The organism is Candidatus Leptofilum sp., assembly GCF_965223285.1.
GTDB lineage: Bacteria > Chloroflexota > Anaerolineae > Promineifilales > Promineifilaceae > Leptofilum.
The window spans coordinates 5,292,540-5,305,217 of record NZ_OZ244997.1; the positions used below are offsets into that span (position 1 = coordinate 5,292,540).

9 protein-coding genes are annotated in these 12,678 nt (G+C 50.4%); 3 read left to right on the forward strand and 6 right to left on the reverse strand.

Going from position 1 to position 12,678, the window contains the following annotated elements:
- Positions 1–60: 60 nt before the first annotated feature.
- From ACOQPU_RS23815 to ACOQPU_RS23825, 3 genes are all read left to right on the forward strand, one after another.
- The gene (locus ACOQPU_RS23815; protein ID WP_420642325.1) at positions 61–690 is read left to right on the forward strand and encodes an MBL fold metallo-hydrolase; all 630 of its coding nucleotides are present in this window, start codon (positions 61–63) and stop codon (positions 688–690) included.
- Positions 691–829: 139 nt separating this feature from the next.
- A complete protein-coding gene (locus ACOQPU_RS23820) occupies positions 830–2,140 on the forward strand; it encodes an MFS transporter (RefSeq protein WP_420642326.1) in 1,311 nt (436 codons plus the stop codon).
- Positions 2,141–2,252: 112 nt separating this feature from the next.
- The gene (locus ACOQPU_RS23825) at positions 2,253–3,338 is read left to right on the forward strand and encodes an ArsR/SmtB family transcription factor (RefSeq protein WP_420642327.1); all 1,086 of its coding nucleotides are present in this window, start codon (positions 2,253–2,255) and stop codon (positions 3,336–3,338) included.
- A 109-nt stretch (positions 3,339–3,447) separates the two neighbouring features.
- Here ACOQPU_RS23825 and ACOQPU_RS23830 read toward each other — a convergent pair whose 3' ends face one another.
- The 6 genes from ACOQPU_RS23830 to ACOQPU_RS23855 form a co-directional block, all read right to left on the reverse strand.
- Positions 3,448–4,890, reverse strand: a complete 1,443-nt coding sequence (locus tag ACOQPU_RS23830; protein WP_420642328.1) for a carbohydrate-binding domain-containing protein — start codon at positions 4,888–4,890, stop codon at positions 3,448–3,450.
- 115 nt (positions 4,891–5,005) lie between these two features.
- Positions 5,006–6,952 (reverse strand): pilus assembly protein TadG-related protein, encoded by a 1,947-nt coding sequence (locus tag ACOQPU_RS23835; protein ID WP_420642329.1) that lies wholly within the window; start codon positions 6,950–6,952, stop codon positions 5,006–5,008.
- 120 nt (positions 6,953–7,072) lie between these two features.
- Complete coding sequence (locus ACOQPU_RS23840; protein WP_420642330.1) at positions 7,073–8,389, reverse strand: TadE/TadG family type IV pilus assembly protein; 1,317 nt, start codon at positions 8,387–8,389, stop codon at positions 7,073–7,075.
- A 130-nt stretch (positions 8,390–8,519) separates the two neighbouring features.
- Positions 8,520–9,197 carry a hypothetical protein gene (locus ACOQPU_RS23845; protein ID WP_420642331.1) on the reverse strand — a complete coding sequence of 226 codons (678 nt, stop codon included), beginning with the start codon at positions 9,195–9,197 and terminating at the stop codon, positions 8,520–8,522.
- A gap of 6 nt (positions 9,198–9,203) precedes the next feature.
- Positions 9,204–10,550: a sialidase family protein gene (locus tag ACOQPU_RS23850; RefSeq protein WP_420642332.1), complete on the reverse strand. Its 1,347-nt coding sequence runs from the start codon at positions 10,548–10,550 to the stop codon at positions 9,204–9,206.
- Complete coding sequence (locus ACOQPU_RS23855) at positions 10,550–12,607, reverse strand: TadE/TadG family type IV pilus assembly protein (RefSeq protein ID WP_420642333.1); 2,058 nt, start codon at positions 12,605–12,607, stop codon at positions 10,550–10,552. The genes ACOQPU_RS23850 and ACOQPU_RS23855 overlap by 1 nt, the downstream gene beginning before the upstream one ends.
- Between the last annotated feature and the right edge of the window lie 71 nt (positions 12,608–12,678).

Here is a 12,678-nt window from a genome sequence, read left to right on the forward strand (position 1 = left end):
AAAAACCAAGCAACTGGATCATCGAGTGGATCATCACGATTCCATAACCTGGAGATTGATATGCCGAAATTACAGCTAGAAACACGCCAGGTTGGCCCGTGGGGAATGAACACATACGCCCTCATCTGCCCCAGCACCAACCAAAGCGTGCTCATAGACCCCGGCGACGACCCGAAAACCTTGCAAGAAATGTTAGGCGACAGCCAGCCCGTAGCCATTTTGCTGACGCACACCCATGTGGATCACATTGGTGCGCTGCCAGCGATGCGTCAGCAATTAGGTGTGCCCGTGATGGGCAACGACGGTCCCCATAAACCGGGCGGCAAAGACATCCAGGCCGATCGCTGGCTGCGGAACGGCGATACAGTGCAGGTGGGTGAACACACCTTGCGTGCAGTGTACGCCCCTGGCCACATTGGTGATCAAATTTGCTTTGTTCTTGAAAATGACCATCGTATTGTTGTTGGCGACACTATTTTTGATGGCGGGCCGGGCCGCACCTGGTCTAGCGATGGCTTTCAAACGACGCTGGTGACGCTGCGCAACGTGGTATTGCCCTGGCCTGATGAGACTCTTTGCTACCCCGGCCACGGCCCACATTTCCGCTTGGGTGATCGTCGAGCTGAGATCGAGGCGTTTTTAGCCAAAGATCACGGCAACTTTTTTGGCGACGCCACCTGGGAAATGTAAATTTATTCAAGCCTCTTCTTCTCAGTGAACGTGGGAATCAGATCGTGTTAGACGCCCCCTGTTTAGCCACTGGTTCTCACGTTCTACTTTCTCTGTTATGACGAACTTCTCAGCACAACCTTCAAAACAGCCTTCCGGTATGCGTGGCTTTGTAATCGTTTGGCTGGGTCAGGTCGTGTCTATGTTGGGCACGGGCATGACCAACTTTGCCGTCTCCTTCTGGATTTTTCAGCAAACGGGGGAGGCCACTGCCCTGACCTGGGCCATTTTCTTTTTTATGGCCCCCAGTGTGCTGTTCAGCCCCATTGCCGGGGCGATTGTGGACCGCAGCAACCGCAAAACGATCATGATTGTGAGCGATTTGCTGGCGGGGTTGGCGACTATTTTCTTGCTGCTGCTGTTGGTAGGTGACAATTTGCAAATTTGGCACATTTACGTGGCCAATGTGCTGGCAGGGGCAGCCAATGCCTTCCAGTTTCCAGCTTATTCAGCCGCCGTGACGATGATGTTGCCAAAAGAGCATTACGGCCGTGCGGCGGGCATGTTGTCTTTGGCTGGTTCGGCTTCGGGCATTTTGGCGCCTGCTTTTGCCGGAGCTTTGCTTGGCCCGCTGGGGCTGGTGGGCATCATGAGCATTGATGTGGTTACATTTCTATTTGCCATTGTTGCCCTGGCCATTGTGCTCATTCCCCAACCAGAAGTAACGGCCGCAGGCCGCACGGGGCAGGGCAGCCTGCTGCAAGAGTCAGCCTATGGCTTCCGCTACATTTTTGCCCGACCCAGCCTGCTGGGGCTGCAAATGGTTTTCTTTTGCATTAATTTTTTGGCGATGTTTGGCTTCGCCGTCATGGTACCCATGATTTTGGCGCGTACAGGCAATGATGAGATTGCTTTAGCAAGCGTGCAATCTGTTGGGGCCGTGGGGGGCGTACTTGGTGGCCTGCTGTTGAGCACCTGGGGTGGGCCGCGCCGCAAAGTGAACGGTGTGCTGCTGGGCATGGTGGGTGTCAGCATTTTTAGCCAGATTCTGATGGGCGTGGGGCAGGGCGTACTTGTTTGGGCTGTGGCCGTATTTATGGGCCAATTTCTGATTCCAATTTTGAATGGCTCGAACCAGGCGATTTGGCAGGCAAAGGTGGCCCCGGATGTGCAGGGACGGGTGTTTGCTGTGCGCCGATTGATCGCACAGATTACGGCACCGTTGGCAACGGCCGTTGCTGGGCCGCTGGCAGATAATGTGTTCGAACCCGCAATGCACCCGGATGGCGTATTGGCACCCATATTTGGTTGGCTGGTGGGTACAGGTACGGGAACGGGCATGGCCTTGATGTTTGTGGTGACAGGACTTATCGGTGTGGTGGTTGGGTTGGGTGGCTACTTGTTCCCTGCCATCCGCAATGCGGAAGCGTTGCTGCCGGATCATGAACCGATTTCTCATCTTCAGCCATAATGTTGAGCATACGGCCGTTCTGGTTTATAACTAGACTCATGGGTAATAAAGTGTGTGTTTGTGTGTTAATGTGGCATTGTCATAAGAGTAATTGAGCAGGAAATTGGTTGAGATGGGAATTGCACCGCAGTTAACTTGGGAGATTGGCACAGCATATGATCTGTTTACAAGCCTGGATGTCATTCACAATCCAGCCCGTTATGGTTTACGGGGTTCGTGGGCGGCAGGGGTGCGCTCTCGTTTGCCTGGTGAGCAGCGTGAATTTTTACAAAATGCTGCCGATCAACATCATATTTGGATGATTCCCTGGTTGGCAAACCAGGACGGGCCAAAAGATAGTGCCTCTGTTTTGCACAAGTTGGGCGAAATTCCCGCTGAGGATCGCATGCGGGAGATTGTTTCTTGTTACATGCCAGACGAGGTTCGCACGCTTCTGTTTCGGGTAGCAGATAATGGCAAATGGCAGCCGGAAGACGTGAAAACCTTGCGGGTTCTGCTGGCCCAAATGTACAAGGAAGAAATGGGCAGGAGTAAAAAAATTCCTGAGGAAGAGCTGCTGGACAGGCTGAGCGTATGGGCGGAGACGGCCGTTTACGGCCAAAAAATGCTCAATGCCCTAACCGTTTATTACGATGTTTTTTTCAAGGAAGAGGAAGCCCGCATTCAAAAGCCATTGGAAATGCGCATCACCGAGGCCAAAGCATTGGCAAATGAATTATCGCTGCCGGATTTGCTCAACGAGCTCTCACAGGGGCTGCGCTTTGAATTTGAGCAGATAGAAGAGATGGAAGAGCTCATTATGATTCCCTCTTTTTGGAGCACCCCACTTTCCATGTTCACCTCGTTTTCTCGAGATAAAAAGCGATGGCTCTTTTTGTTTGGCGGTCGGCCCAATAATGTTTCATTGGTGCCGGGTGAGGTGGTGCCAGAGCTACTTTACCAGATGCTCAAGGCGTTGGCAGACCCAACCCGCTTGCGTATTCTGCGCTATTTGTCTGAGGAACCGCTTACACCTGCGGAGCTGGCGCGTCGCCTGCGGCTGCGCCCCCCGACGGTTATTCACCATCTGGACGCGCTCCGGCTGGCTCGTTTGGTACACGTTACGCTGAGTGTCAACGGCCGTCGCTATGAAGCCCGCCATGAGGCAATCAAAAATGTGAGCGTTATGCTGAACAATTTTTTGGCGGGGGAAGCTTAATCCAAACAATACAAAAGTGACGCCTGTGGGAAACGGCCGTCACCTATTTTGCGGCACGAAATGAAAAGCGAGGTGGCATCAAAATTATCAATTAGCCACCTCGCTTTTTTTATGGTGTGGTATAGGTAATAATTAGCTGCGGGCTGTTGGCTGAGCCAGCGTCGCCACTGTAGAAGCGGAACTGATCTTCAGTTCGATCACCATCATCTGGTGTTTGGAAATGAATTCTGAACTGCGTATAACCAGTCCTGTTAATTCGGTTGAAATTCCCGGCACCTAAAGTGCCAGAAGTCCAGGTGTTATTGCCAGAGGGTGCGGCAAAGGAGATAACATTGCCGGCTGCGGCACCTGCCAGGTAATCATCCGATTCCAAATCGTAACTGGCATCGAAGCCGTTGGCTGGGGCAATATCTGCATACAGCGTGTTCAGGTTGCCAAACGGATTCCCCACCACACTTTGCTGCTGCAATCTTAGCTCAACGTTGGTAATGGTGGCATTGGCAGGCAATCCTGACGTATCGAAACTGATAATGCCCACATATTGACGATCATTGCCATCATCGCCGACGTAAATTTGGGAACGGCCGTTGTTTGTAGGCCCACCACTGTTATTGTTGCTGTTCTGCGCCCGAACGTCCCCATCATGCGCGGCATTGCTTGGCAGCAGCATTGCAGGTCTGGGTGTCGCAGTAGGTACATAGGGTGTAATATCGAAATAGTTCAAGTTGAAACCACCATTGGCAATATTGAACCGTAAAATATTTCGCCCGCTAAATAACGTCACTTGGGTGATGTAATTGCCCCAGTTTTGTGTACCGCCTGTCGAGGGTAAATTTAGAACAGGGGTTTGGGCAGTTAAGTCTGCATATGAAGTATTGATTCTAAGCTGCGAGTTACTGTTGGGTGCAGCATAACGAATAATAAAGGTATATGCTGAGTTGGTTGAAGCCGTAACTTCAAATTCCAACCACTCGCCATCTTCTGTCCAGCCTAAATTGTAGCCACCGCCATCGTCGGATGTGCTCTCAAGATCAGGTCCTTCACTTCCATAATCGGTTCGGTAAACAACGCTGCCTGACCCACCGTCCCCTGTTTGATCGCTAAAGCTAGGTTCAGAAGCAGTGCCGCAGCGGAAATCTTCCACTTCAACGCGAACGGTGCTGTTGGCAGATGCCTGGTGTGGGCCATAATCACACGGTGGGGATGTGGGTGTTGGTGACGGTGTCGGCGTTTGCGAAGCCGTCGGCGTTTGGGACGGTGTCGGCGTTTGCGAAGCCGTCGGTGTGTTTGAAGGCGTTAGGGTTGCGGTTGCCAAAGGGTCAACCGTTGGTGTATTGGATGCTGTAGGAGGGGGCGTATAGTTTACTAAAGAAGGTGGCGCGACTGGCGCCTGAGCCACAAAGCGTGAAAAGACGTCCCCGATGGCGGGCTGCATTAAGCTGACGATAAGAACGACCGCAATGCCCACAAGAATCAGGATCAGCGCGTACTCTACAAAACCTTGTCCCAGTTCGTCTTCTTTGTTCAACGTGTCGTCTTTCGCTCTTTTCATACGATGCCTCAATTCAAGATGCTTGCTGCCTGTACTTCAGAAATTGTAACCTATATGCCAGCCAGATTAAGTAGGGCATTTGACCCAGCTTCATGAGATTTGTGACGAACTTTCTTTATTTCACCAGATAAGGAAGTCCTTCCACTCTAATTTGCCAGCCGTAAGTGTCATAAGGGCCGCCACTGTAGCGTACCACAAGACGGCCGCCAAAAAACGGTGTGCAATCTTCCATCGTTGGATTGCTGTAGTCACACGCCTCTATCTCGCCCGGAATCTTGATGCTAAAAGCGGGGGTAATCCAATCATTGTCACAATCGTTTGGCTCGGCAGCCGTTGGTTTACAGCGGGTGCCGTCTGGGACATTATCCGGGTCATCTTGGCCCTCAACAAGGAAAGACATTGCCCAATCTGTAAAGTCCGGATCATACCCCAACGGGTTGTCATCATCCGGGGTAAAGGCAATCGAATCGAAATAAAAGACAACGGGAGCTTTAGCACCAGAGTCAATATCGAACATGCTAACGGCAATCTCTTGGCCAGCCATTTCTGGGCCAATGTATATTAGGGGGATATCCACCGGGTTCGAGTAAAGGGAGTTCATAGGCAGATTGCCTACCCCAAACACGGTGACGCCCTCTGAGGAATGAGAGCCTGGATTGTTCAGCGTGTATAAATTGCGCGCATTGACCTCGCTGGGTACGTCGTGAATAGGAGGGCCAGCCCATAGTTCAAACCCATTTTCTGAAAAACCGCTCATTGCCTGCACATAAAGATAGAGATAGCGAGCACCTGTCGTTTGATCAACAACGATATTGGGCACTTGGGTATTTAAATTAATTTCAAAACCGGTTACCCAAGACTGTTGGGCAATGGCTGGCACGGCGACGTTTGGTGGCGGCGGGCCATTGGGGTCAATGGAGAACGGGACATCTGCTCCAGGGGATACCCAATGCAAATCAGTCTGATGATCGCCAGTATCACGGTTATTGTCGCCGGTTTGTCCCATATAGGTAACCAAAGGAACGTCCTGAATGAGACCGCTCGCATCTTGAGCAAAATAGGCCAATGTGTAGCGCGTCTGGGTATTGTTGGCTGGGGTATAGGAGCTTGGCGGGCCGCAACGGCCGTCACTATCTGGGCCGCGCCGGTTTTCATCAATGCGAACAAACCAGAAAGGATTAATCTGATCCAGATCAATCTCATTATCTTCATCTTCATATAGATCAAGTTCCCCTGTATCTATTACACAGGGTTGCCACCGATCGGCATTTCGCCCCGTGCAAGACATCGCTTCAGAGGTAGGCTCACCATTGTTAATGGCAATATTGGTGTGGTCAACGGTGACATCATTCGTTGCCGCATTGATGGAGTCTGGGTCGAATATCTCTACGCGCACAATATCGTGGGCGTAATCTGAAGGGATGAAGATGCGGTAGGTGTAGGTATATGGCCCCGCTCCACCATTGCCAACCGGGGAGAAGGGGTCACCCATGTGTGAGCAGGAGCTGGGGCCAAAAATGCCCTGTGTTGAGGTGCTTACCACACCATCCTCTACACGACGGCTCACGTACAGATCGGCCAAAGAGAAAACGGCCGCTGTCGCTGAGCGCGTCAGGTTTATCGGCTCTCTAAAGCCTAAAACTTTGAGAAAATAAGTTTCTACAGGCCAGGTAACCGTGACGGCGTATTGGGTTGCGCCCAAAGGGGTGGTTGAAACCGCAACGTTGTTGGTGATATTGATTGAGTTTGTGACGGAAACAGGCATGTTGTTGGCATTCAAAAACTGCGCCGACTTTGTTCTGGCGGCTGCTTCCAAAACGGCATTTCCGGCACTGCCTTCTGCCCAACCGGATAGCTCTACCACACCTGCCAGCGCCGCAGAGTCAATGGCGGATTGCAACTGTGAGCCGCGAGCAAAGATAAAGCCCACGTCAATGGCAATGCCTACAAAAGCAATGATGGCTACCATCATCAGGGCAATAAGGACGATGCTTTGCCCTTTTTCCTGTTTGGCGTTGGCTGCCTGTTGTTTGTGTTGAAAAAGCTGTTTAATTCGATTCATATCTTTATACCTGTGGTGCGATACGTATCATTTTGTGCCTGAAATTTATGAATCCAGACAAATTATTGACCTGGATGCCATAAATGCCAAAATAAACGCTGTCAGGTTACCTGGAAATATTTACTCAGCTACCTGACCGCAGGAGTCGTCCCAGCGGATGAATTCGGCCAAAATCCAGGAGCCACCGCCATTTTGAGATAGCTGGTAGCCAAGGAGACGGAAAACGGCAAACCCTGAGATGTGGTAACGTCCCTGCCCTTCAAAATTGGGGTCCGCGGTATCCCAAACAAGCAGCCGTAGCTCCCGGTCTAGGTCTATATGCCCTTGAATGGTTTCTTGAACAAAGCTGGCGTTCACGGAACCCGTACTGGCAGATACCCAATCATCTACTTGTAGAGAGGTGTCTATGGGGTTACCGGCTTCAATGTAGCCCGGAACGTTTGTGTCAAAGTCTGAGCTAGGCACCCCATTACCTTGGGGGCAGCCGCCATTTCCACCGGCGCAGGGTGTATAATCGGCACTATTGCCAGGCCAGGAGAGGCTGTTGTTCAGTGCATTGGCACTGGCGGCAATGGCTGTATTCCAGGCAAGCCAACCGAAGTTACCCTGACCAAATCCGTTTTGTACTCGGAACAAATCCCCCTCTTGAGCCAGAAGCAGCGGGACATCAGGAGTGTGCGCGGGAAGAAAGGATTGGTATTGTGGCGGATTGGTGGTGGGATAGGTAAAATCGTCTGGAAAAGGGTTTGAGCCAGTTCCCGGTGCAGTCACGGAGCGAATCTCCTCATGAACAGCAATGGGAAAGCCTGTACAGCCCTTGGTTACATCCTGGCTGTCCGCAGTGATGCGCATAATGCTGAGCGCCTCTAGCGAGGAAAAGCCAGCCAGTTGAGACATGGCATCTAGCCCCAAAATTGAGTCCACATCATGAATGGCATAGGTTCCAACAATTTGCAAGCCAGCCGCAATACTTACTCCGTCACTATCCGTGGCCTGGATATCAAATTCATCCCGTTGTAGTTCATTAAGGACGCGGTTACGAATATTTCCTTCGTTGACTGATGGTGCGCGTACAGTATTGGAGATGCCGTAAATCTGGGTAAATGACCATTCGCCGCCATCGCCATCAAAGCCGGTGCCAGCATCATTCACCGTTGCCCGAATACTCCAGATATCCCAAACGTTGGGGTCAGTTTCCAGCGTTTGGGTAATGTTGCTGAGTACCACGGAAACCATACCTTCATCCTGCCCGCCATTGGACGAGAACCGGGTGCTGGCTCTGGCAGCGCTGCTAATACGATTTTGGGTGACAAGTAGTTGAGATACTTCCACCAAACCTGCCAGTAGAATAATGAAGATGGGGAAGAATAAGGCGACCTCGACCAAACTTTGGCCGCGCTGTGGGTCACGTTGTGGATGGGATTGGCGCTTTAACATTTTCTTTGCCTCTATCTCTTAGGTTTAATTTTATCCAAGGTGAAAATGCACTTTTTGCAACATTTTTATAAAGTTTATGTTATGCCTGTGCGTTACACCTGTACCATTACAATTTGCTTGCGAAGTTCCTTTACGATTCTGGATTCGTTGCGAGCAGTTCACCAGAGGTAGCGTCTAAGCGCATTGTCAGGGACTGCCCGGTTTGCAGCGAAAAGAGAGAGATTAACCATTCGAGACGGCCGTTTTCCTCTGTATCGCTCGCCAGTAAAGACATTGTCATGGCGGAAACGCCTTGCTCGGCCAAAAAGGCTTGACCACCTTTATTGATAAATATCTGGATGGCGTCTCGACTATCCAGGTTCCAACCGCTGGTTGAAAGCACCGGATCAGTTTGCTGATGGTCGCCCTCTGCAACAAGAGACGCATCATCTTCTACAACTGAAAAAACAGCAATCTTTTGCGCGGCTGGAGAATAAAAAGTAAATCCCCAGCTTTCTTCCCCTTGTAGCAATGCCTGCGCTGATGCTCCTTGGGGCCAGGTTGCCTGGGCGCTTAACAATTGGGCGTCTGTTTGCCACGCTGTCGCTTTATTTTGGGCAACTGCATAGGCAATAACGGCCGAACGACCCTCATAGTCTGGCGTGGGGGCAATGTCGTCGGCTCGTTGGGCAATGGTGGTGGCAGAGTTTGCGGCCGGGGGAGAAACGGCCGTGCGGTCATTGCGAAACCAGAAGGTGAGCGACAGCGCCCCCACCACCAGGAGTAAAACCACCAAAATTATGCCCAAAATCCATTCTAAACGATTCATTATTTGTTACTTTAAAATTGTCGGCAGATAAATCGCCGGTTGGTTGCGTACGAAATAAATTTCACGCAGGCTTGAATTTGAGCTAACCTGTTCATAAGCCATATATAACCACCAATTATTTGCCGATGTCATAGTTGGGTTAATAGAGCGCACGTCCGTTGCTGTTACTTGGTCCCGGACGCTAGCCGCCCAGTTGCCACAGCTATTTGTTCCCCAAATTCGTTCTCGATTGTCACTATCACTGCTGTCACCCTGAATGCCATGGAAGTAAACATAGGTACAACTTCCAACCTGACCAATTGTGGAAACGAGGTCAAACGGATCCGACGCTTTAGCTGTAAGTACCTGCCCAGAAACTGGGTTGTTGGTTGAGATCCAATTTGAGGCAGTTGTGCAGTTTTGGCTGCATTGCACATGATGAATATATTGCTCCTGTTTGGAAACAAAGTTGGCGTATGAAACGTGCAGAACATTGCCATTGGCATAAATTTTTGGTTGAGTGGCATCTGATGCGTTCCCGGGAATGCTTCTGACAGAAATATTAATAGGGGAAGACCAGGTTACTGCGTTGCCAGATGGTACGCCACGAGAATATAATATCGTTCTACTGGGAATAGTTCCTTCCGCCCATACAAGATGGTATGTTCCAGAGGCATCAATTGTAAGGTCTGGAAAATCAGAAGAAGGTGCTGTTTGCGCAACGGCTGTTTTGCCAGTAAAGCTGGCTCCACCATTTGTTGAGTAGGCATGGAAAATATTGACGTCAGTGGAAGCTGTGCCCTCTGACCAAACAATATCAAGCCGACTGTTGCTTTTGGCAACAATTTGCGGATCTGCAATTACATCGGAAAAAGCTGGTACGGTAGAAATTGTGACTAAATTTGTTGTGTTAGCACCCCAATTATCTTCATTTTTATAAACGAGTCGTGGAACATCGCTAACTTCTTCTACCCAAACAGCGTGCCCTTTGTTATTGGGTGAGATGGCAACATCCACAAAGTTAGAGTTTGCAGTGCCCCCTGAACTGGAATGAATGCGGTTCTTGGTGTTCCAGCTTTGTCCAAAATTGGTAGACCTTGCATAAAAAACATCTCGATTTCCATCTTCGTTGTTGATGATTCCATTGTAGACAACAATGACTTTGCTACCGTCGTTGGACGTAGCAATTGCAGGCAAAACCGCATCGCTCAACACGCTTGTCTGCGAAATTTTGCCGATGGCTTGCCAATTTGGTCCAGCCGCATCTGGAGCCAATGGTTCGTCAGGTTCGGCAACAGCCGTGCCCTTTCCAGCCTGCCACAGCCCAATGAAGGTAACAAAAATTAATAGCAAAAGAACAAATCTTTTTTTCATTAAGGACACACTCCTTGTGCAGCGTAAATATCAACATAGGGATTAGGCGGGGTTCGCCCAGTACGTAGCCCAAAATATTGTACGTTGTCAATTAGTATGCAGGCATGAACCGTATAAGTTCCCGGTGGCACTGTATCAAAAACGTAGTAGCCATTTTCATCGGTTGCGGTTTTGGCTACGATAAGAGAACTGCTTTCATCAGTTAAAAAGACCTCTGCCCGGAATTGTGGCAAATAGGTTCCCACTAATGCCCGTACCAATCCACTTAGTTCACTATCACCAACCAAGTCTGGTGTTGGTGTTGGGGTGGCAGCTGGGGTCACGTTGTTCACCGTTAACGGGTCAGTAACGTTGTTTGTCTCAATATTTTCCGGGATTTGCAGAACAGAATCAACCATGCCATAAACCTGATGGTTGGTCGGATTGTTCGCAAAGCCGAAAGGTGCATTCACAATGACCGTCTGGCTTTCGCCACCACCCAGACCACTAACGGCCGAATAGCCATCGCTTTCTGAAAGCGGAATACGGTCCGTCAGAATACTGGTTGGGTCCAAATATATGTCAACAAAGAATTGATTTTCAACCGCCACTTCGCCCGTATTGGTAATCGCGACAGAAAATTGCACTGGTTGGTACGCGACTAAGGGGGGTGTGCTAATAAGGGCAGGCGGGCCAATGGCAACCAGGTCAACGGGGGCAGGGGTAGCTGTGGCCACATTTGGTGTTGACGTGGGCTGCCCTGGGCAAGGTATGGTAAAAGTTGCTGATGACGTTGGCCCATTGCCGCTTGCTTCTGCCAACACCGTATAGGTGCCATCTGTAAGCCCATCAATGCTCCAGGCGTAGGTAATAGTGCCCGTATGTTGTTGAATTTCTTGCTGTAAATCACCTTCCCAATAAAGTGAAATATCTCGATTGACGGGCCAGTTAAAACCTTGGATGGTAAACTGAATATTGGGTCCTGGGCCACAATTGGGAGCAATGGCAATGAATGGACCCGCCGGCGTATTTGTTGCCGTGGGAGGGGGCGGGCTGGTTGCCGTGCTGGTAGGGATTGGCGTGGTGGTCGGCGAGGAAGTTGGCGTAGGCGGTTGACCTAGAACAAAAGTTGTATCGTTGTTGTCAGAGACACCTATTTCGGCGGCTAAAAGCACATTGCCAACATCATCGGCGTCTAGTGCCGGGTTTAGCACAATGGCCCTGAAGCCAGGACAAGCATGGTCGTTAAACGGCCCATCCAATGTGTCAGAACCAAGCGTTGCGCCCGTAGTTAAATTGATAATTTCAACTTCAATGCCCACCTCGCCTGTGACGAAGACGAAGTTGTTGCCAGCAACGGCCGTTCCCTCAAACCTTAGATCGCAGCGTGGAGGAGGCGGTGGTGACGGTGACGGGGTATTGGTAGACGTTGGTCCCGGTGTATCTGTTGGTTCAGGGGATGGCGTCACGCCTGGTGTAGGCACTACTGGCAAGTTTGACGGCAAAGCTGCCCCTTCATTCCCATGACCACCAAGTTGTCCAAAGGTTTCATTGTATAAGATTTCTTGCCCAAAAACGGGAATTGAGGGCAAGATCGGTTGAAAGAACGGGGTGATAATTGGGACCCGATAGGTTACCCGCACCACGACGGGGTTGTTAGGTCCACCAGCAAAATCGTATCTCAGGTCCGTGTCTGTCTCGTCTTTCCCCCATATTTCAATATTGTAATAATGATCTTCTTCAAATGTTGCGGATTCTTCATTGAGCGTTAGGCCAGACAAGGCAGTGTGTGCCCGAGCAATGATTGAGGCAAGACGTTGATCGGTGCAGACATTGCGGTCACCGGAAACAAATTTTGGTAAGCCAAAATCTACTGGGCACGGCAAAATTTCAGATTGGCCAGTGATAGCGTAGCGTGCGCCTTCGCGGGCGGCGTTTTGCACGGTGTTCCAGGCCCACAAAATACGGGCACTTTCGATGATGAGGAAGATCATCATCAGTAGCACTGTAATAATGAGTGCAAATTCGACGAGGGCTTGTCCGGGTGAGTCGTTGAATCGTTTTCTGAAATCGGTCATGAGCAGTTTACTCTGTTTGGTATGCTTGTTTAGGAATGATTCCATCAAAATCCGGTTTCCGGTATACTGGT